General features: G+C 41.3%; 23 protein-coding genes. 16 read left to right on the top strand and 7 right to left on the bottom strand.

The features are described 5' to 3' along the window. Positions 1–24 precede the first annotated feature (24 nt). Together AMD01_RS05770 and AMD01_RS05765 are read right to left on the bottom strand one after the other, a co-directional pair. The gene (locus AMD01_RS05770) at positions 25–1,041 is read right to left on the bottom strand and encodes a zinc-binding alcohol dehydrogenase family protein (RefSeq protein ID WP_053400457.1); all 1,017 of its coding nucleotides are present in this window, start codon (positions 1,039–1,041) and stop codon (positions 25–27) included. A gap of 238 nt (positions 1,042–1,279) precedes the next feature. Next, a complete protein-coding gene (locus tag AMD01_RS05765; protein WP_053400456.1) occupies positions 1,280–1,567 on the bottom strand; it encodes a HesB/YadR/YfhF family protein in 288 nt (95 codons plus the stop codon). Positions 1,568–1,750: 183 nt separating this feature from the next. Between AMD01_RS05765 and AMD01_RS05760 the strand changes: the two genes are divergently transcribed. The 9 genes from AMD01_RS05760 (at position 1,751) to AMD01_RS05720 (ending at position 8,744) form a co-directional block, all read left to right on the top strand. After that, positions 1,751–2,056 carry a hypothetical protein gene (locus tag AMD01_RS05760; protein WP_053400455.1) on the top strand — a complete coding sequence of 102 codons (306 nt, stop codon included), beginning with the start codon at positions 1,751–1,753 and terminating at the stop codon, positions 2,054–2,056. A 104-nt stretch (positions 2,057–2,160) separates the two neighbouring features. After that, complete coding sequence (locus tag AMD01_RS05755; protein ID WP_053400454.1) at positions 2,161–3,105, top strand: aminoimidazole riboside kinase; 945 nt, start codon at positions 2,161–2,163, stop codon at positions 3,103–3,105. A 97-nt stretch (positions 3,106–3,202) separates the two neighbouring features. Next, a complete protein-coding gene (locus AMD01_RS05750; protein WP_053400453.1) occupies positions 3,203–3,913 on the top strand; it encodes a DUF421 domain-containing protein in 711 nt (236 codons plus the stop codon). An 83-nt stretch (positions 3,914–3,996) separates the two neighbouring features. After that, positions 3,997–4,410, top strand: coding sequence for a hypothetical protein (locus AMD01_RS05745; RefSeq protein WP_053400452.1), 414 nt, complete (start codon positions 3,997–3,999; stop codon positions 4,408–4,410). A 175-nt stretch (positions 4,411–4,585) separates the two neighbouring features. Further along, positions 4,586–5,551, top strand: a complete 966-nt coding sequence (locus AMD01_RS05740) for an aldo/keto reductase (RefSeq protein WP_053400451.1) — start codon at positions 4,586–4,588, stop codon at positions 5,549–5,551. A gap of 230 nt (positions 5,552–5,781) precedes the next feature. After that, a complete protein-coding gene (locus AMD01_RS05735) occupies positions 5,782–6,156 on the top strand; it encodes a hypothetical protein (protein ID WP_053400450.1) in 375 nt (124 codons plus the stop codon). Between the two features lie 91 nt (positions 6,157–6,247). Next, a complete protein-coding gene (locus AMD01_RS05730) occupies positions 6,248–7,054 on the top strand; it encodes an MBL fold metallo-hydrolase (RefSeq protein WP_053400449.1) in 807 nt (268 codons plus the stop codon). Between the two features lie 125 nt (positions 7,055–7,179). Continuing rightward, complete coding sequence (locus tag AMD01_RS05725; protein WP_053400448.1) at positions 7,180–8,172, top strand: ketoacyl-ACP synthase III; 993 nt, start codon at positions 7,180–7,182, stop codon at positions 8,170–8,172. 2 nt (positions 8,173–8,174) lie between these two features. Then, a complete protein-coding gene (locus AMD01_RS05720; RefSeq protein WP_053400447.1) occupies positions 8,175–8,744 on the top strand; it encodes a lysophospholipid acyltransferase family protein in 570 nt (189 codons plus the stop codon). Positions 8,745–8,798: 54 nt separating this feature from the next. Here AMD01_RS05720 and AMD01_RS05715 read toward each other — a convergent pair whose 3' ends face one another. Continuing rightward, positions 8,799–8,984 (bottom strand): YjfB family protein, encoded by a 186-nt coding sequence (locus AMD01_RS05715; RefSeq protein ID WP_053400446.1) that lies wholly within the window; start codon positions 8,982–8,984, stop codon positions 8,799–8,801. A gap of 94 nt (positions 8,985–9,078) precedes the next feature. Further along, positions 9,079–9,675, bottom strand: coding sequence for a glycerol-3-phosphate 1-O-acyltransferase PlsY (gene plsY, locus AMD01_RS05710; protein WP_053400445.1), 597 nt, complete (start codon positions 9,673–9,675; stop codon positions 9,079–9,081). 445 nt (positions 9,676–10,120) lie between these two features. On the opposite strand from plsY, the gene AMD01_RS05705 reads away from it, so the two are divergent. The 3 genes from AMD01_RS05705 (at position 10,121) to parC (ending at position 15,232) form a co-directional block, all read left to right on the top strand. Then, the gene (locus AMD01_RS05705) at positions 10,121–10,534 is read left to right on the top strand and encodes a CoA-binding protein (RefSeq protein WP_083446440.1); all 414 of its coding nucleotides are present in this window, start codon (positions 10,121–10,123) and stop codon (positions 10,532–10,534) included. Positions 10,535–10,825: 291 nt separating this feature from the next. Next, positions 10,826–12,793 carry a DNA topoisomerase IV subunit B gene (gene parE, locus AMD01_RS05700; RefSeq protein WP_053400444.1) on the top strand — a complete coding sequence of 656 codons (1,968 nt, stop codon included), beginning with the start codon at positions 10,826–10,828 and terminating at the stop codon, positions 12,791–12,793. Positions 12,794–12,796: 3 nt separating this feature from the next. Continuing rightward, positions 12,797–15,232: a DNA topoisomerase IV subunit A gene (parC, locus tag AMD01_RS05695; RefSeq protein WP_053400443.1), complete on the top strand. Its 2,436-nt coding sequence runs from the start codon at positions 12,797–12,799 to the stop codon at positions 15,230–15,232. 52 nt (positions 15,233–15,284) lie between these two features. Here parC and AMD01_RS05690 read toward each other — a convergent pair whose 3' ends face one another. Continuing rightward, the gene (locus AMD01_RS05690) at positions 15,285–15,668 is read right to left on the bottom strand and encodes a bleomycin resistance protein (RefSeq protein WP_053400612.1); all 384 of its coding nucleotides are present in this window, start codon (positions 15,666–15,668) and stop codon (positions 15,285–15,287) included. A 44-nt stretch (positions 15,669–15,712) separates the two neighbouring features. Next, entirely contained in the window at positions 15,713–16,096 is a 384-nt protein-coding gene (locus AMD01_RS05685; RefSeq protein ID WP_053400442.1) for a MerR family transcriptional regulator, read from the bottom strand. Between the two features lie 105 nt (positions 16,097–16,201). Between AMD01_RS05685 and AMD01_RS05680 the strand changes: the two genes are divergently transcribed. From AMD01_RS05680 to AMD01_RS05670, 3 genes are all read left to right on the top strand, one after another. Then, positions 16,202–16,597, top strand: a complete 396-nt coding sequence (locus AMD01_RS05680) for a carboxymuconolactone decarboxylase family protein (RefSeq protein WP_245638896.1) — start codon at positions 16,202–16,204, stop codon at positions 16,595–16,597. Between the two features lie 87 nt (positions 16,598–16,684). Continuing rightward, entirely contained in the window at positions 16,685–17,197 is a 513-nt protein-coding gene (locus tag AMD01_RS05675) for a GNAT family N-acetyltransferase (protein WP_053400441.1), read from the top strand. A 187-nt stretch (positions 17,198–17,384) separates the two neighbouring features. Beyond that, positions 17,385–17,573: a DUF4017 family protein gene (locus AMD01_RS05670; RefSeq protein ID WP_053400440.1), complete on the top strand. Its 189-nt coding sequence runs from the start codon at positions 17,385–17,387 to the stop codon at positions 17,571–17,573. Positions 17,574–17,762: 189 nt separating this feature from the next. Here the strand turns inward: AMD01_RS05670 and AMD01_RS05665 are convergent, their stop codons facing one another. Then, positions 17,763–19,865 (bottom strand): TerD family protein, encoded by a 2,103-nt coding sequence (locus AMD01_RS05665; RefSeq protein ID WP_053400439.1) that lies wholly within the window; start codon positions 19,863–19,865, stop codon positions 17,763–17,765. An 806-nt stretch (positions 19,866–20,671) separates the two neighbouring features. Here AMD01_RS05665 and AMD01_RS05660 point away from each other — a divergent pair. Continuing rightward, on the top strand, positions 20,672–21,436 hold the full coding sequence (locus AMD01_RS05660) for a methyltransferase domain-containing protein (RefSeq protein WP_053400438.1): 765 nt from the start codon (positions 20,672–20,674) through the stop codon (positions 21,434–21,436). Positions 21,437–21,482: the final 46 nt, after the last annotated feature.

Here is a 21,482-nt window from a genome sequence, read left to right as displayed (position 1 = left end):
AATGGATCCACGTCATTTTTTCTATTACATATCGGCTACGACGATTTTTCCGATCATGTCGCCAGCTTCTACTTTTTGATGCGCCTTCCGTAGATTAGCTGCATTAATGGGTGATAGCGTTTCTGTAACAGTTGACACAACGGAACCTGTTTCAACGAGCTGACTGACGTTTGTTAAAATATGATGTTGCTCAATCATATCACTTGTTTGGAACATCGCCCGGGTGAACATAAACTCCCACACGAACGTTGCGCTCTTTTGCTGAAGATCCGAAAGGGGAAGCGGATCTTTCGTTTCGGCAATCCCGCAAATTTTTCCTTGTGGTGCAATGACTTCAACCATTCCATCCCAGTGCTTGTCTGTTGCGTTTAAGCAAAAGATGTAATCAACCGTTTCAAATCCAATTTCTTTAAGCTGCGGAGCAAGCGGCTCGTAGTGATTAATAATGTGATCGGCACCGTGACGCTTTGCCCAATCACTTGTTTCAGTACGTGAAGCTGTTCCGATCACGTTTAGACCTGCTTTTTTCGCAAGCTGTGTGGCAATGGAGCCTACACCGCCCGCTGCGCTAATAATTAACATACTTTTGTCCTTGTTTTCAGGTGATTCAATCGGAATTTCTAAACGATCAAACAACGCTTCCCAAGCGGTTAATGTTGTAAGTGGAAGCGCCGCTGCTTCTGCAAATGACAAGTTTCCAGGCTTTTTCCCTACAATTCGCTCATCTACTAAATGAAACTCACTGTTTCCGCCTTGTCTTGTGATGCTTCCTGCGTAATATACTTCGTCACCAGGCTGAAATAGGGTTACATCAGGCCCAACGGCTTCCACAATTCCCGCTACGTCATAGCCTAAAATTTTCGGTTCATTCTCCACTTCATCTTTTGGTGCACGTACTTTCGTATCGACAGGGTTTACAGACACCGCTTGAACGCGTACAAGCAGATCATGACCTGTGGCGTGTGGTGTTTCCACCTCAACGTCTACTAAACTTTCTGGATGATCAATCGGTAAATAACGATAAAGTCCAACTGCTTTCATATTCTGACACTCCTTTAGCTGTTTTGTTATATCTTTAGGGTAACTTCTTCTACTCGTTGTATACCCGCCTTTTTAAATCAAAAACGAAGCGGTGCTTTTACTGTACCAGGGGATTTTTACACTCACAAGTAGGCACATTTTTGTGGGGCAGGCACAGGAAGGGTACTAAGGGTGAGGGATGTTGCGCATAGAAAAGGCTCAGAATGATGGATCATTCTGAGCCTTTTGCCGTTTTGAGTTACTCGTACTTAAACACGGGTTCATCATATTCTTTATTAAAATCAACCTCTAAATCATGGCCGTCAAAATACCATAGGTCTCCTTCTTCTACATAAAAAATAATGCCGTCTTCATCGATTTGTGAGCCGATTTGAATTGGTTTTTGTTTTTCTACGCCTAAAGAAAAGCCTTTTTGAACAGTGCTGCATCCTCCGTAGCGTACGAAGAAACGAACGTAATCACCTTTCTCTACGATCATATCATCTTTGAACCATGCAAGGGCTTCGGGTGTTAAGGTTATTTTCATTGTTAGCTCTCCTTTCCGCTTAGCATTCACCTCATTATATAAGAAGTTCACATATTGTGCCATCATTATGGAAAAACTACCGTTATTAGGAATACAACCACTTTCCGTGCACATGATAAAAAGAAACGGGTTTAATAATGAGGTATAATAGGATATGAATAGAAGTAGAAGGGAGGACGCAATATGCGTACATCGACTGCATTAAAATGGGTCTCGGGTGGACTTGAAGCATTCTTCGGCATTCCCTTTGTAGGAGGGGCGATTATCCTATCGACTGGCTGGGCGCCGCTCTTTCCGATGGCTATCTTACATATCATTACGCTAGTCTTTTGTGTGAGAGATCGTGATGGAAAAGTCGGGAGTATCTTAGGAATCATCACATCTTGTCTCGGGTGGATTCCGCTGCTTGGCATGTGCCTACATATCATTACAGCCGTTGTCTTGTTAGTTAGCGCTTATTTTGAAAGTAGAAGAAGCGCTCATAGATAGACAGACTTCCTGAGGAGGTCTGTCTTTTTAGTGACTACTTCTTGCAAACACAAACAGTAGTATGGCACCATTAGAAGTGACAGAGAGATAAAGGAGAGACCGCTATGAAAAACGGGGTAATTAGTCTAGGGGAAGCGTTAATTGATTTTATTCCAATGGATGCATCAAATACAACCTATCAAAAAAGTCCAGGAGGGGCACCAGCTAACGTAGCTGTCGGTGCTGCACGGTTAGGTGTGCCTGTTCATTTTCTTGGAAAAGTTGGCAACGACGTATTAGGAACCTTTTTAAAAGAAACGCTAACGGACTACGGCGTGCACACAGATGCGATGACGTTAACAGATGAGGCACGTACGGGGGCTGTTTTTGTAACCCTCGCCGATAACGGGGAACGAAGCTTTGACTTTTATATTCAGCCGAGCGCTGATACCTTTTTAAGTGAACAGGAACTGTCTGATGAACTGTTTCAAACGAATAAAATTCTCCACCTTGGCTCCATTTCCTTGATTCGCGAGCCGGCGAAATCAGCCACCATCGCTGCGGTAAAAAAAGCGAAAGAAAGCGGCATGATGATTTCGTATGATCCCAATCTTCGCTTAAATCTATGGGATAGCGAAAAACAAGCTCGTGAAGCGATTATATCAATGCTTCCTGAAGCGGATGTGCTAAAAATTTCGGAAGAAGAGCTCACGTTTTTGACGGGCGAAACCGATGTAGAAGCAGGCGTAAAAAAGCTAGCATCTTATCATATTCCACTGATCTTTATTACGCTTGGAGGTGAAGGAAGTTACGCCTTCGTCGGAAAAGAAACGATTCGCATTCCTGCGATGAAAGTACAAGCTGTTGACACTACAGGTGCGGGAGACGCGTTTGTGTCTGGTATTTTATATCATCTTAACGAATACAAAAAAGAGCTGTCTCATCTAACCATTCATGAAGCGGCTGAAATGGGACGTTTTGCAAGTGTATCTGGCGGCTTAGCTGCATCCGTAAAAGGAGCAATGACGGCACTTCCAACGCTTCAACAAGTGAAAAAACAACTGAGCTGACAATACCCCCCTCAGGAATTCCTGAGGGGGGTATTTTATTTATAAAAATAATAAGCAGTGGAAACCCTATGGATAAAAAGTAGCAAAAGGAGACGGTATGAACGATATTCTCATTAGTATTGGACGGACGTGTATCGCCTACGTGTTAATCATGATTATTATTACCATGATGGGAAAACAGATTAGTGCTCAGGCGACTTACCATAGCTTTGCGGTTTCCATCATGCTTGGCTCAATTGCCGCTAATATTGCCTTTGACCTCAAGCTGAACGTCTGGGCGATGATTGGCTCCTTCATTACCCTTAGTCTTATCGCTTATTTGCTGTTTTTCCTTGCGTCAAAGAGAAGAATCTTCAGAAGGTGGATTACTGGAAGACCTACTGTGGTTATTGAGCACGGAAGGATTTTAGAGCAAAATATGAAAAAGCTTCGGTACACGCTCGATATGCTGAGTCAGGCGCTTCGTCAGAAAGATATTTTTGATCTGCAGGAAGTTGATTATGCTCTTATTGAAAACGATGGTAAACTATCTGTGTTAAAAAAGAACACCTATCAAACCGTTAAGCGCCATGATCTCTCATTCCTTTCCCCAACATCACAGCAATTCCCCGTGGAATTAGTCATGAACGGAGAAATTATTAGTAAAAATACAGGGGAAACACCTTATACGGAGGCATGGCTTTACCAGGAGCTTCGAAAACGAGGATATGAGCTATCAGACGTTCACTATGCGGTCGTAAGTACAAGCGGGATGCTTTACATTGATACATACAACGATCACCTCTCGTCTCCACTTGACGTTGAATAGCTTTTCTTTCACCCAATTCCTATTGTATAATGGAGTACACTAAATATTTCTCAAAAAACCATTATATTGAAAGTGGGACAGTGATGAAAAAGTTTTTAATTACCATTGTTATTTTAGCAGCGATTGGATACGGCGGCTATCGCGTCGCGCTTAACTATGTATCGAATAAAGTGGTTGCAATTGCACAAAAAGAATGGCTCACAGATGAGCAAATTTCTAAAGCAAAGCAGTATGCCAATATTGATCAGCTCGCAAAAGAAGTTAGTCAAGTTGATAAAAGTAAATTGCCTTTTCATACAAAAGAAGATGCTGTAAAGACGGTCATGAAAAAGTTCTCGACTTCTGAATTAGCTGATGCCGCGAAAAAAGTAAAAGGAGGCGCTACACCGCAGGAAAAGCAAGAATTGATGCAGCTTGCAGAGCAACGGCTATCGCCTGATGAACTAGCGGCTTTAAAAGTGGTGGCACTTCAGGAGCTACAAAAACAGTCTAAATAATACATCAACCACATCGTACGAGCGATGTGGTTATTTTTTTGTCTACGTAAGAATCAGGCGTATTGTAGGAGCTTTTATTGGTGAGTAGCGCCTCGTTTTTTATAAGCTGAGCGAATTAATTGGATGACTTTCCAATTAAGGGTATACTTAACAAAAAATCAATGAGGTGATGAGGATGCAATATAAACAGCTAGGTCGTACAGGATTACAAGTATCAAATCTTTGCTTAGGAACAATGGCATTCGGACGTTGGATTGATGAAAAAGCGTCTGCGGATATTTTAGATACAGCCATTGATCAAGGCATTAACTTTATCGATACCGCCAACTATTATGGAAAAGGTCAGGACACGGAGGTTCCATACGGGACGGGTGAATCAGAGGAGATTATCGGTCGTGCACTGAAGGGGCGCCGTGATGACGTGGTACTGGCGACGAAGGTTGGTATCCGCATGGGCCACAAGAAAAATCAGTCCGGTCTCTCTCGTACGCACATTATGCGTGAGGCAGAGCAGTCCTTAAAACGGCTACAAACGGATTACATTGATTTATATCAGGTACATATTTTTGATCCGAACACTCCATTAGATGAGACGCTTCGAGCGTTAGATGATCTCGTTCGTCAAGGGAAGGTTCGTTATATCGGATGCTCAAACTATGCCGCATGGCAAATTGCAAAATCCCATGGCATTAGTGAACGGCTGAACCTAGAAAAATTCATTTCGGTTCAACCGCAATACAATCTTCTTTCACGTGAAATCGAGCAAGAGCTTCTGCCATTTTGTGAATCAGAAGGGGTTGGAGTGTTAACGTATAGCCCAATGGCCAGAGGCATGCTGTCAGGAAAGTACAAGCACATGGGCGATGTACCAGCAGATAGTCGTGCAGCTAGAGGAGAAAAGCTTATTCAAAACTATTTCACAGAGCGGAATTTTGAGCTTGTGAAGCAATATCAAAAAATAGCGGATCAGCAGGAAGTCAGTCTTTCTCAATTTGCGCTAAGCTGGGTACTGAATCAGCCAGCGGTCACATCAGCCATTATTGGTGCAAGCAAAGCTTATCATGTGACGGATGCAGCGGAGATTAGTGATTGGATTTGGACAGATGAATTAAAACAAGAAGTAGAGAATATTCAGCTGTAGTAATAAGCGAGCTAAATTCAAATACTAGGTTATGTTTCAGAATGCAACATGGCGGACTATAAAAAAGGATGCGAAATCTCAACGATTTTCGCATCCTTTTTCTTATGACCGTATGCTTAGCACATTTAAAGCAAAAATTTTTAGTTTATCCAGCAGTTTTTTGTTGAAAATCGTCCACTAATAGTGAAAATTTACACTATTAGTGGACTTTTTGAATAAGGAGAGAGACGATGCGAAAGTTTATAATAAATCTGTTAATTATTTGTTTATACTGTTTTCCATTCGGTTATGTGTCGATGTACCAAGATTGGGCGAACGCGTCTATGATCGGCTATTTGACTATGATTGTAGGTACGTCAATACTGGCCGTTTCAAGCCGAGTATTTAACAATATCATTCCGTTTATGGTTGGTAATCTAGCGTCAGCCATGATTTCGTTGTACTTTCTCTACAGAATGGATATAACGTTAGGAGATGGTTGGGACCACGGTTATTTCAAACCATTTGCTCCCCATCAAGTACTGCTATTGATTAGTTGTTTGAATTTGCTTCCTCAGCTTCTTGTTATGTGGCTAACGAACCGTAAAAAGGAGCCGGTTAGATGACTTCATGCGCCTCGTTCAGATAAAAGTGAATGAATAGCCATTCATATGATATAGTAGTAGCTAAGAGTAAGCAAATAAAGGGGGATCTATTATGTTTGTGAAACAACACTCATCAAGAGGAGAACAGTCCGATGTTCAGTATTGCGAAGGGCGAAATGAAGCGTTTGGCGTTCGTCTTAACTGTTTTGCTTTTTTTCAAGACGGAGTCTTAATTGATACGGGCTCACACTCCTTAAGGCAAGTGTTTCGTCCGTTCATTGATGATGTCCAGCCAGACATGACAATGATTACACACTATCACGAAGACCATACGGGAAATGCGCTGTATTGTGCAGAACAGAATATTCCGGTATATATGAATCCGCTTTACAAAAACGACTGCATGAAAAAAGCAAACTATCCATTTTATCGCCGTTTCTTTTGGGGAAAACGTCCCCCGTTTTCTTCACAAGATATGCCTGAAACCTTCTCATCTAGAAACGCTCACTGGAGGGTTCTCTCAACGCCTGGTCATGCGGCCGATCACGTTTCGTTTTTAAACGAATCCACAGGACAGCTCTTTTCAGGTGATTTGTACGTGTCACCAAAAACGAAGGTAGCGCTTCGAGAAGAAAGTATTCCGACCATTATTCGTTCAATTGAGCACGTGCTAGAACATGATTTTAGCGAAATGTTTTGCTGTCATGCGGGCTATATAAAAGACGGAAAAAAGAAGTTACACTATAAACTTGATTATTTAAGAGGCGTTCAAGAAAAAGTCATTCAATTAAACAAAGAGGGCTATAAAATAGAGGAAATCAAACAGTCTCTTTTTCCTAAAAAATACCCGATCATTACCTTTTCACGTGGGGAATGGGACTCGAAATACATCGTGTCATCCATTTTAAAGGAACGATAAGAAAAAAAAACTCTTTCGTAGCAGAAAGGGTCTTTTTTTATGACGATTGTAAAAATATTGACATAATTAGTACCTAGTACTAATATCTAAATATATTAACAGATCATAAAAAGGGGCGGATAAAAATGAAATCAACCGCAAGATTAACAGCAATGGGCACATACGTACCGGAACGACGGTTGACAAATGCCGATTTAGAAAAGCTGGTCGATACAAACGATGAATGGATTACACAGCGAACAGGAATGAAAGAGCGCAGAATAGCAGGAGAAATGGAATTCTCGTCAATGCTTGCCTGTAGAGCGATAGAAGACCTGCTTGCGCGATACGAAACGAATATACATGAGGTGGACTGTATTCTGGTGGCGACGACAACCGCTGACTACGCGTTTCCGAGCGTTGCTTGCCAAATTCAGCAGTATTTTAATATACCGCAAGCAAGTGCAATGGATCTGAACGCTACGTGCGCGGGCTTTACATATGCGCTTCACATGGCTAATGGATTTGTAACGTCAGGGTTGCATCGAAAGGTATTAGTAATCGCAGCTGAAACGTTATCAAAAGTAACCGATTATAGCGATCGTTCTACATGTGTACTGTTTGGCGACGGAGCGGCTGCTATGTTAGTAGAATATGATTCTTCACGGCCAAGTTTTTTAAGCTCGCATACGGGAACGTACGGACAGGGAGGTAAGCATATTTACCGAACAAACTTATCGACCACCATGCAGGGAGAAAACCTGATTTCCCACGGAAAAATGGTGCAAAATGGCCGTGAAGTATACAAGTGGGCTGTGAGAAATGTTCCTCAAGGAATGAACGAATTGCTTAAGAGGGCAAGCATGAAGCAAGAGGAGATCAGCTGGTTCGTCCCTCATAGCGCAAATCTTCGAATGATTGAATCGATTTGTGAAAAGTCAGGATTTCCGCTAGAGCGAACGCTCACAAGTGTTGAGAACCATGGTAATACCTCAGCGGTTTCCATTCCGCTCGCGCTCGATATCGCGTTAAAAGAAGGAAAACTTCAAAACGGGGATACGGTGTTGCTGTACGGATTTGGTGGGGGATTGACCTATGCAGGACACCTACTAACATGGCATTTAAAGGAGACAAAGTAGTTATGTATACATTTGCAGCAAAGACCGTGCAAGGATTTTTACGTATCGTAGGGGGGAAGCTTACGGTTCATCAGAAAGAAGCGGTTCCAACAGACACACCTTTTATCGTTGTATGTACGCATAAAAGCTGGTATGATGTCGTCTGTTTAGGCATTGCGCTTCATCCTGTACCGATTCATTTTATGGCCAAAAAAGAGCTGTTCCGACTGTCAGTGATTAATAAACTGCTAACGAGTCTTCATGTGTTTCCGGTAGATCGTGAAAATCCAGGGCCAAGTGCCGTTAAGATTCCACTTCAGCTTTTAAAAAAGCAAAAAGTCGTGGGCATCTTTCCGTCCGGAACACGATCTGCTGAAGATGATTCTCTGAAACAAGGAGCCGTTCGGATCGCTTCGCGAGCAGGCGTGCCGATTGTTCCCGCTGTTTATGTCGGCCCACATCGTTTTCGTGACGTGCTGAAGCGAAAGCGCCGAACCGTCATCTTCGGAGAACCGATTCCGGTATCAAAAGATAAAAGCGTTGAGGAGTGGAACGAAATTCTCTCCCAAACGTTCCGTACGCTTGAAAAGTAAAAAAGAGGTGGAAAGAAACGAAGCGCATTCGTCTCTTTCTCACCTCTTTTTGGGTTATCCTTTTACATCAATATGGTGACCTGATGTAGGGTGCGGAGCAGGAGCAGCCTGCATGAGAAGTTGATTCATGGCCTGTGCGTTGACTTGTGCAATATTCATCGTCTTTTTCATTAAGGCAATGCTAACATTTTGCTGTAATGAAGCTTGATTCATATTCACGGATAAAGCAGCAATATCCATATTCATTCCTCCTTCATTTACTAGTGTAACCTCTCTGATCATGCTGTGCCACGACTAAATGGCAAAAAAAAGAGATTGGAAGATATCCAATCTCTTAGGTTCGTTTTCGTTTATTAAAAAACGTCACTTTCGGCTCGGTTCCTTTCATGATCCGCTGAATGTTAGCACGGTGTTTGATAATGACAAATAAGGCGAGAAATACAGCGACAATAATGAGCACGAGATCTCCTAAAAACAACGTGTAAACAAACAAAAATACACCGGTAATCATGGACGATAAGGAAACGTATTTTGATATGTATAAGGCGATGAAAAAGCATAAAACCAAAAATAAAAACATCACTGGGTTATAAAATAATAGTACTCCACCAGACGTCGCAACGGCTTTTCCACCTTTAAATTTTGCAAAAATCGGATAAACATGACCAATGACCGCAAATAATCCAACAAATAACGGGTGAATATTTGCATCAAACAAGAAAGGAAGAGCGGTTGCAAGCGTACCCTTTAAAATGTCACCAATCGTAACCATGAGCCCTGCTTTGGCTCCTAATGTACGAAAGGTATTCGTTCCTCCTAAATTTCCGCTTCCGTGTTCGCGGATGTCAACGCCATATCCTAATTTCCCTACCACAAGGGCGAAAGGAACAGAACCGATTAAATAAGCAAGAATCGGTAAAATAAATTCCATAGTTCGTAAGCTCCTTTATATTCAATCCTTCTCATTTTACCATGCTACCGAGAAAAACGTAGCGTGGTTTATGTAAATAATTCGTGGTGATGCACGAATTTTCCTTTTTCTCCGGATAAACCGGCTCTAATCGTATCAAGAAAGTTGGAAAACCACAAGTTTTTTCGAAACGCCTTACAATCAGTGTATACTGACTTCGTTTCCCTTAAAACCTCGCGATCCAGAATTTTATTTACAAAAGAGAGAGGAAAATTATCATTTGTCGTGGAAACTAACTGTGATTGACCTACTTTGTTCCATGTTTTTTTAGCAAAAAAGAGGGGAATTTAGCAAAAGAAGACCTTTTCTATATAGGCTTCTGCTTGCTTCCTTTGATTTTTTGCGCTATACATAGAGAAGCAGGCATTCGTAAAGCGAGAGACGAAACGTGAAGGGAGTCATGAACATGACCATGTCTATTCCAAGTCGTGAGGAGCTAGGTGCGATACTCAAAAAAAGCAAACGGATTGCGGTTGTCGGGCTATCAGACAATCCATCGCGAACATCCTATATGGTTTCAGAAGCCATGCAAAAAGCGGGCTATGAGATTATCCCTGTTAACCCAACGATTGAAGCAGCGCTCGGTGTGAAAGCCGTCGCTTCGCTAAAAGAAGTTGAAGGTCACATTGACATTGTGAATGTATTTCGTCGTTCAGAACACTTACTGGACGTGGCGAACGAATTTTTAACAATTGATGCGGATATTTTTTGGTCACAGCTAGGATGTGTAAGCGAAGAAGCTTATAATTTGCTTACGGACAAAGGGTATACGGTCGTTATGGATCGTTGCATTAAAGTCGAACACGCCCTCACAAAGTAACACAAGTGATTAGAAAAGAATGGCTTTTGATGAGTCTATCATCACGCTCACGCTTGAAAATCCTTGATATTTCAAGGATTTTCTTCGTTTTTTCGTAAATAATGGTTTTAGAATTCATTATTTATCGCTACAATAATGCTTAGACTATCTTTTGAACAAAATATACAAAAAAAGAACAAAAAGCCTATCATATAGGCTTTTGAGGGACATAACTCATTTGACTTTTCCAATGGTTATGCTAAAATCGAAACATATGTTCTTATGTTCTAGAAATGAAAGGGGTATGTATGGTTGGCTAAGAAACAACAGTTTGACTACAATGAAGACGCGATTCAGGTCTTAGAAGGCTTGGATGCTGTTCGTAAACGTCCTGGTATGTATATCGGGAGTACGGATAGTCGCGGTTTGCACCATCTCGTATACGAAATCGTCGACAACTCAGTCGATGAAGCACTTGGAGGATTTGGTGACGAAATTATCGTAACAATACATAAAGATCTTTCCCTTTCCGTACAAGATAAAGGACGCGGAATGCCGACGGGAATGCATAAACTAGGAAAACCAACACCAGAAATTATTTTTACCGTTCTTCATGCCGGAGGAAAGTTTGGGCAAGGCGGCTACAAAACAAGTGGAGGACTTCACGGCGTTGGGGCATCGGTTGTAAATGCTCTGTCAGAGTGGCTAGAGGTAACGATTTACCGCGATGGGTTTATTCATCGCCAGCGCTTTGAAAACGGCGGAAAAGCGGTCACAACTCTTGAAAAGATCGGGAAAACACGAAAAACGGGCACCACGACCCACTTCAAACCAGACCCAACCATTTTTAGCACGGTTGCATTTAACTACGATACGTTAAGTGAACGTCTACGTGAGTCCGCGTTCCTGCTCAAAGGGTTAAAAATTGAGCTTATTGATGAACGCTATGATCAACGAGACGTTTTTCACTATGAAAATGGAATTCAAGCATTTGTTGAATATTTAAATGAAGAAAAAGACGTTCTTCATCCTGTTCTGTTCTTTGAAGGAGTGCAAAACGATATTGAAGTGGAGTTCTCATTTCAGTTTAATGATGGATTCTCTGAAAATATCTTATCGTTCGTCAACAACGTCCGCACAAAAGACGGCGGAACGCACGAAGCAGGAGCGAAGGCTGCTGTCACACGCGTCTTTAACGAATACGCACGAAAAGTGAACCTTTTGAGAGAGAAAGACAAAAACTTAGAAGGGAACGATATTCGAGAAGGCTTTGCGGCTATTGTTTCGGTTCGTATTCCTGAAGCATTGCTACAGTTTGAGGGACAAACAAAAGGAAAGCTTGGAACGAGTGAAGCTCGTTCATCTGTTGATGCGGTTATCTCTGAGAAACTGGCTTACTTTTTAGAGGAAAACCCTGATATTAGTACAGCGCTTGTTAAAAAAGCCATTAAGGCCGCCCAAGCACGTGAAGCAGCACGAAAAGCGCGTGAAGAAGCTCGATCTGGGAAAAAGAAAAATCGCAAAGAAACCGTGCTCAGCGGAAAGCTAACACCAGCGCAGTCACGAAATCCACAGCGAAATGAACTATACCTAGTTGAGGGTGACTCAGCGGGTGGTTCAGCAAAACAAGGTCGTGATCGTCGTTTCCAAGCGGTTCTGCCACTTCGCGGAAAGGTTATTAATACCGAAAAGGCGAAGCTTCAGGATATCTTTAAAAACGAAGAAATCAACACGATCATTCATGCGATCGGCGCAGGTGTCGGCTCTGATTTTGACTTAGATGATATTAACTATGACAAGGTAGTCATCATGACCGATGCCGATACGGACGGAGCGCACATTCAAGTGCTACTGCTTACGTTCTTCTATCGCTATATGAAACCACTTATTGAAGCGGGTCGTATATTTATTGCCCTACCACCTCTCTATAAAGTAAGCAGAGGAACAGGCAAAAAAGAAGTGATTGAATACGCATGGAACGATGATGAGCTAGACGGGGCAATCAAAAAAGTCGGAAAAGGCTATATGATTCAGCGCTACAAAGGACTTGGTGAGATGAATGCCGATCAGCTTTGGGAAACGACAATGAATCCAGATACTCGTACCCTCATTCGCGTTCGTATTGACGATGCAGCACGCGCAGAGCGCCGCGTAACAACATTAATGGGTGACAAAGTAGAGCCACGTCGTAAATGGATTGAAAACAACGTCGCCTTTGGTTTAGAGGACGATCCGAATATTTTAGACAACGAAAACGTAACGGTCGCAGAGGAGGAATAATACATGAGCCAACCAACAGAACGATTTTTAGATTTACCGCTTGAAGATGTACTTGGCGACCGCTTTGGACGATATAGTAAGTACATCATTCAAGAACGTGCCCTACCTGATGCACGTGATGGGCTAAAACCCGTACAGCGTCGTATTTTATACGCGATGCATGCGGAAGGAAATACGTCGGAAAAAGGATTCCGAAAATCAGCGAAAACCGTCGGGAACGTAATCGGGAACTATCATCCACATGGTGATAGTTCCGTTTATGACGCGATGGTTCGTATGAGTCAAGACTGGAAAGTACGAAACTATCTAGTAGAGATGCACGGAAATAACGGAAGCATTGACGGTGATCCACCTGCAGCGATGCGTTATACAGAAGCACGCTTGTCGTCGATTGCATCAGAACTGCTTCGTGATATCGATAAGCGCACGGTTGAATTTATCCCAAACTTTGATGATACAAGCAGTGAACCAACGGTCCTACCTGCTATGTTCCCGAACCTTCTTGTGAATGGGTCAACAGGGATTTCAGCAGGGTATGCAACAGAGCTTCCGCCTCACCAATTAGGGGAAGTAATTGATGCAGCGATCATGCGTATCGATAACCCGACAAGCACAGTCGATGAGCTTATGACAGTACTAAAAGGTCCTGATTTCCCAACAGGTGGGATCATTCAAGGTGTTGACGGTATTAAAAAGGCTTACGAAACAGGTAAAGGGAAAATCGTCATTCGCGGAAAGGCAAGCATTGAAGATCTTCGCGGTGGCAAACAGCAAATCGTGATTACGGAAATTCCATTTGAAGTAAACAAGGCAAACCTTGTGAAAAAAATGGATGAACTCCGTATTGACCGCAAAGTTGACGGTATTGCTGAAGTGCGCGATGAAACGGACCGTACAGGACTACGCATTGTCGTAGAACTAAAAAAAGAAACGGATGCAAACGGCGTCTTAAACTACTTGTACAAAAATACCGATCTACAAGTACCTTACAACTTCAATATGGTGGCCATTTACCATAAACGCCCGAAATTAATGAGCCTGTTAAATATTTTAGACGCCTACATTGAGCATCAGCGTGAGGTTGTCACTAATCGCTCAAAATACGAGCTGAAAAAAGCACAAGAGCGCGCTCATATCGTAGAAGGGCTTATGAAAGCTTTATCAATTTTAGATGAAGTGATCGCAACGATTCGCTCTTCAAAAGATAAGCGCGACGCGAAGCAAAACTTAATGAACGAGTATGGCTTTACAGAAGCACAGTCAGAAGCGATTGTATCCTTACAGCTTTACCGTTTAACCAATACGGATATTACAGCGCTTCGTGAAGAAGATGAAGCTCTACATGCGCGTATCGCAGAGCTTGAATCCATTTTACATAGCGAAAAGAAACTGTTTAACGTCATTAAAACCGATCTTCGAAAAGTGAAGAAAACGTACAATGATGAGCGCCGTACGGTCATTGAAGAAAAGATTGAAGAAATTAAAATTAATCTTGAAGTGATGATTCCGTCTGAAGACGTGATGGTGACGGTAACGAAAGATGGCTACGTAAAACGCACGAGCCTTCGATCATACGCTGCTTCAAACGGACAAGATTTTGGAATGAAGGATACGGACCGCTTCCTTCTAAAGCAAGGATTGAACACAACCGATACGATGCTACTCTTCACAAACAAAGGAAATTACTTATATATGCCAATTCATGAACTCCCAGATATTCGCTGGAAGGACATGGGGCAGCACGTGACGAACATTATTCCGATTGATAAAAAAGAAGAAGTCGTTAAAGCAATCCCGATTCATGATTTTGAAGAACCGAAGTTTTTATTGTTTGTGACGAAGAATGGTATGGTGAAGAAAACAGAATTAGCTCATTACAAAGCACAGCGCCGCTCGAGAGCGCTCGTTGGGGTTAATGTAAAAGGCGATGATGAAGTGGTTGACGTTCATTTAACCGATGGTCAGCAAGATGTGTTCCTTGCTACTCATGACGGGTACGGACTATGGTTCCCGGAAGAAGAAGTAAGTATTGTTGGGCCTCGTGCCTCAGGTGTAAAAGGAATTAACTTAAAAGATGATGATTACGTCGTAGCAGGTAAAGTCTTTGAAGAAGGCATGCAGCCGAAGCTCGTGATGGCTACACAACGAGGAGCGGTGAAAAAGCTTTCCATCACAGACTTTGAACGTTCCTCACGCGCAAGACGAGGTCTTGTCATGGTAAAAGAACTAAAAGCAAATCCTCATAAAGTCGTCGGATTTGAATTTATTACCGGTAACGAATGGTATTACCTTGTAACAGATAAGCATCACATTGAACAGATTGATCCGTCTTCAATGCGGGTAAACGACCGCTACGGAATCGGCTCGTATGTTGTTGATCAAAGCGATGCCGGAAGCGTTTCGGCCGTTTGGATTGAGCCGAAGGAAGACAGTAAATAGTACGTGAAAAAGCAGCGATCACTTGATGTGGTCGCTGTTTTTTGTATATGTATCAACAATCTTCTGAAAAGCGTAGTAAGTAACCGTCTGGGTCTTGAAGGATGAACTCCCTTTTAGTGTAGCCACTGTACGTATTGACCATCATATCCCGAAAAAGAGGAACATTATGCTTCTGTATACGTGAGAAAAGAGCTTCTATGTTGGTGACGGAAATTTGAAAATTAATCCCACGACCATAAGGGTGAACCAGTTCGCCTGTTTCCCAGTGGCCATTGCATTCTTCAATCATCATTTGTGCGCCGTCCAACGAGATAAACGCAAAACGATCCCCCTCACGTTCGTATTCAAGCTGAAATCCGATTACTCCTAAGTAGAATTCTTTGGATGCATGAATGTTTGAAACGGATAGCTCAGGTATTAGCGTATTGAATTTCATGATGGTGGTTCCTTTCCAATTCATCGGTCTCTTTCATTATCATTTTATAAAAGTTCCAGATGGGAATTCTCTAGTGCCCTGTAATGTGCGATTTTCTCTTCCATTTTTTTGAGATTTATTTGTAGTTCGCGCATGTTCATTAACGTATCCTGATAGTGTTTCTCTAGTAATTCTCTTCTTAAGGAAATCGTAGTATCTCCTTGGTACCTCAAATCAGAGAACTCCTTCATCTTGATCATCGACATTCCAGTTGCACGTAACCGAAGGAGAAATTGTACCCATGCGAGATCAAATTCTGAATACTGTCGATACCCATTTTGATCTCGCTGTACGTGCTGAATTAAGCCGATCTTTTCATAGTAACGTAGTGTATGGCTAGACATTTCTGTTATAGCTGCAAGTTGTTGAATGCTGAATAAATTTTCCATAGGAAAAGTATACCATGTTTTTGACGAAAACCCTTGCCTTAGAGCGCGCGCTAAAGCGTAGTATTTTATTCATAGCACATCACTACAACGTTAGGAGAGATAAAAATGATGAATCAACGATATGAAAATGGATGGAACAAGCTAATGGAAGTAGATGGGGAGGGCGGAAAACGAGTCATTGAATCACTGAAAGACCTTGCGCCTGACATTGGAAAGTACGTGATTGAATTTGCTTTTGGAGATATTTATACAAGAACAGGAATTAGCCTTCAGCAAAAGCAGTTAGTGACAATTGCTTCGCTTACGACACAAGGAGGATGTGAACCACAGCTTATCGTTCATATTCATGCAGCACTTAATGTTGGCTTGACACCTAATGAAATTGTTGAAGCTATTACTCACTGCATTCCCTATACAGGATTTCCAAGGGTATTAAATGCTGTGTTGGTTGCTAAACAAGTTTTTGAGGAGAGAGGTTTATCTGTGGATACAAAGGAATAGTTTTCGTAAACACCTGAAGAATTAAAGAAGCTTGATTTGACGTCACTAACGAGAATAAGATAGTTTAATACAACAGGAGTGATAAAAATGAACATACGAAAAGCAACTAGTGAAGACATAAAAGCTGTTTCCGCTATTTACATTGATACGTGGAAAACGACTTACAAAGGACTAGTACCAGATGAGTATTTACATAGCCTTTCTTATGAAGAGGCGGAGACAAAATGGGGTCAATTCATGGCTGAATTCGAGCACAAGTCCGCTATTTTTGTAGCCGTTAATGAGATCGATGAAATCGTTGGCTTTGCTGCAACACAAATGATGAGCCAAAATGATCAAACAGGCGAGTTATATGCCCTTTACCTTTTACCGAAAGCGCAAGGATTAGGAGCAGGTCGACGACTAGTGTCGGCGGTAGCTAAATATCTTCGCAACGAACAAATGTCGTCTATGCTCGTCTGGGTCATGAAAAAGAATGAAGCTGGTCGCGGCTTCTACAAACGTCTTGGAGCAACTCATTATGCTCATCGAGAAAGTGAATTTGGAGGATTGGCCGTAGAAGATGAAGCCTATATTTGGGACGATCTCTCAGGATTATGATTTAAAAATAAGGGGCACTATTTGAACCGTCTTTCTCAAAATAGAATGATTAAAAAACAAAAAAGCAAACGATCTCCTCTTTATGAGACGATCGTTTGCTTTTTCTTTCTCTAAAATACATTGGAATTTTATGGAATATTTTTACAAAAAGCGATATACTAACAGAAGAAAAGGAGGGAAAAGAATAGTGAAAAAGATCATTCCACCACTGTTCGTCTATTTAGCTGTTTGTTTGCTTACGATCTTCTTACCTGCGTCTGATGGTTATAACACGATTGGTTGGAAGTTATTTGTTGGTCAGCTTTATGCGATTCCTGCGTTATTAATGGCGGTTTTAATTATGTTTTTTGTGTTCAAAAGACCATCACATAATTAAGCGGAAATAGAAATGGGTAGCTGCTTTTTCTGCTGTCCATTTTTTGTGTGAATCATTGGTGTTATGGGGTATGAGCAAAATAAAGATAGATTGGATATTTTTTCACAGTATAGAAATGCCTATACTAAATCGGCTCATAGCATAAAGTTTACGATATGAGCCGATTTATAATCGTATTTATGTTAGAAGTTAAACTAAATACTCACTAATAATTACTTCGATTGCTTCAGGCGTAATGCCCTCATATTCTGCAAAAACAGCGTCAGCGTCTTCTTTTTTCTCGATAATTTCTCCACGGGATTCAGCATGCAACCGGAATAAATCATGAAGAGTCACTTTATTAAAGGACATGAATGCTTTACCAACTGCCTCAAGCGCGCTATGGCTACCCTCAATATTATTAGCAGTGGAAAGTCCTCGCGTTAGAGATAAATCTGTCCAAACCACCATGCGTGTTTCTAAATCGATAATAAGTGGAACTGCGATCGTCGCATCAGCAGTAATATCCCACTTGTTTTGCACGGTAGATGGCTCAAAGATCTCACCCGTATTGCCATCATTTCGACCCATCCATCCAGCAAAACATTCAGGAAGGTCTTTGTAAGGCTGCTCTGAAAACGAATAGACGTTCATCATGACATAGCGACAGCCTTCTTTAAGTGCCTGTGGAATGTTAACATCAATAAATTCACTTGCGCCCCTAGGAGCCGTGACAATATCTCCGCTGTGCACGGCAAAGCTGTAATCGGATCGGAGATTAGTATAGGAAATGTGTTCCTTATACGCCCAGTTCTCATCTAAGAAATAAGCAGAAAGATCCACATCTACCTGTCCGGTTTCTTTTCCATTTACTTTCCCTTCCTTCCACCACACAAAAAAACGGACAATATCATCGTCAGAAAGAGGTAATTGGCTACCTCGACTTAGTGTGCGAAGTGCTTTTGAAGCGGAACGTTGTGAAAACGGTACAGGATATCGTGTTAAATTGTCGTCGATGAAGACCTTGCCGACCGGTGGAAGTTCTGAAAAACGCTGTCTGAGCGCAGATTCACAAATACTGACCATCATTTGACAAACTAATTCACTCAGTGGATCTAGTGTGTTGTGCTTTCCGAACAGTTTGGCCACGTTTCCTTTTGGAAAAAATACGCGTAAATCTTGTGCGTTGTTGCGATGACGGAAGTGGGCTAATACTTGTAATAAAACAGGTGTAGACACTTCGGACACGACTTTTTCAAATTCTGCTGCAATTCCAATCTGAGAGTGATTGTTTTGATCAGCTAGACGAAGAAGGTGGTCAAGACGACGTGCAAATTCACCTGGTCGAGACGTTAATAAAGCAATTGCTTCTGAAATGTTTTTTTCTTCTAGAAGCTGCTCAATGCGCCCATTAAATGTCTTAATAATCGTATTATTTCTCATAGCATTAAATGCCGTATTTGCTTTAGGGTATCGTCTTTGATGAGCAGAAGGATGTAGTCGTTCTCCTAAACGAATCCAACGATTTTTGTAGCGTACCATATCTTCGAGCTGAAGCGATGGACAAAGCTCCATAGCTGCTAGTAAAAAGCGTCGTTCACGATTTTTAAATGAGCGAAAACGTGTTACCTCCGCAAGACTTACATCTCCATCAGATAAGGCGACTGCTAATCGAAGGATGTCTGTTGCCGTTTTTAAATATGCTGTTGCTGTGACATTGGTTATTTTGTCTAAACGAAGAAGTGTTCCTATAATAAAGGCCATATTTTCTTTTTGAGGAAGTTCTTTCGGAAGCACTTGTTCAGTGTCATCATAAGTGGAAAGGAACCACGTTAAATCCTCTTTATCTGTTGGAGAAATGGACGTTTTGGCTGCCATTAACCCCGTCATCAGTTCAACAAATTCCATTTCTGTTCCCAGTTGAATAAGTTGGAGTTCTTTTGAGTGAACGAGGGGAGAACGTTCACCAATTGCTTTAACCGGTTGTTCAAGCGTAAAATAGTGCAAAATGGCGTTCACATATAGAGTGGCTTCATCCATTTCCATCACTTCGGAAGGAAAGTTTGGATACATAGGTTTATGCCTAATGTGAGCACCAACCATTTGTTTTAAGGATGAAAGAATCTCCTTATAAAATTTGAAGAAAGAAAGCTCGGACATTGTCTGTACACGAGTAATCAGTTCTTTAGAAAATCCAAAACCGAGTCCTTCTAGATTTTTTAAAGCTGTTGCTACATATGTATTTGAAAGCGTTTGATTCCCTTCAGGTGCAATTACCTTCAATTGTCGGTTCAAAAAAATCGTATTTTGCATCTAATCGTCAGCTTCTTCTTTTTAATTTGATAAGAAGAGCATGACGTCCCTCCCTTATTAAATAATAGTAACTCTATCATGAAGCATAAGCGTCGTTGAAAAATCCATCTTATTCTTCTGTTTACAGACCTAACACAAGAATGAGATGGATAAAAAGATTGTATTAAACATGCTAAAAACCTTTTTTAATTCATTATCACTCTTCAAAAGAAGTGGAACGAAAAAGAAAAAGGTTACGAGAGAAATCGTTTTATAGGCTATAGAAAAGGAACTCTAGAAAACGTTAGTAATGGTTAAAAAGGAAAAGTTACAATAGCTATGACTAAAAAGTAGGAAACTGGCTGCTCTAAGTCAGTAGATCAAATGAAAAGAAGGAAGAACAGCCATAGCCTACCGTGTTTCAGTGGCAGGAGATTAAACCCTCTACAATGGAATAGCCAGGAAGTGATTCGAAAAACACTTCCTGGTTGAAATAAAAAATAGAAGGAAGAAGTTTTATAGCCTGCCAAATGCAAAAGAAAGCAAATTCCCTATCATAATTTCTATTAAGGAGGATTACTCCTCCTTTAAATGCTAAAAAGAAGGAAGGAAATATATAGCCTTTGCAAAATATGGTTAAATTTGAAAATTAAAACTTAAACAGCGTTTATTACTATAACACAATGAAACAAAAGGTCAAGACCTTTTTTAATTTTATAAATAGGATAAAATTGGTAATGGTTATAGTGACTGTTGAGTGTGTACAACCATTAAGTAATTGCTTCAAAAGCTAATTGTTCTTAACACTAAATTAGGGAGTGAATACATTGAGATCAAACATAGAACATTTTTCAAAGAGCGTTGAACAATACCTGTCCTACACAGAACAGCCGTGGGGAAAACTATTTTACACGAGTACTCTTGCTCAAATAGAGCCTTTTTTAGCTAGTGATGATTACGTAGTGGATGTTGGATGCGGATTTGGGATAACGATTAGATCCCTCGCTGACAAAGGGTGGCGCGTTTTAGGTCTAGAACCGAATAACGATTTGCTTTCTGCTGCAAAACAGAAGGCATTTGAGAGTAATGGGATCATAGAATTTAAACAAGCAGCTATAGAAGATCTTCATCCGCTGGCGTTTAGCGCAGATTTTCTGCTTTGTCACAACGTCCTTGAATATTTAGACGATCCTGAGAAGGGGATTTGGACACTTGCACAGAACATAACAAGACAAGGGTATCTTTCTCTCATTACGCATAATCCGTTAGCGAACGTCATGAAAAAAGCGATTGTTGAAAAATCTCCGTCTGCAGCTTTGTCATTTGTGGATCGAAAAACAGACTATAGTTCTGTGATTGGAGCGGACATTTCCCTCTTTTCACAAGACGATCTTAACAAATGGCTGACGAAAGCTGGTTTTCAAGTAATAGAGCGCTATGGCATACATAATCTATATAGCTACATTGACAATGAGCACAAATTCGATGACGAGTGGAATCAAAAAATGACGGAGCTTGAGATGAAGGTTTGCAGCGTATCGCCTTATCGTGACATTGCTGTGTTTTCACATACGATTGCACGACTGCTATAAGGAATGAATTACATACCCTGACTAAAATTCCTATTATCATATTTCG

The sequence above is a fragment of the Priestia koreensis genome, assembly GCF_001274935.1.
Classification (GTDB): Bacteria; Bacillota; Bacilli; order Bacillales; family Bacillaceae_H; genus Bacillus_AG; species Bacillus_AG koreensis.
The sequence above is the reverse complement of the archived record's forward strand: the minus strand, read 5'-3'. Positions and strand labels throughout refer to the sequence as shown.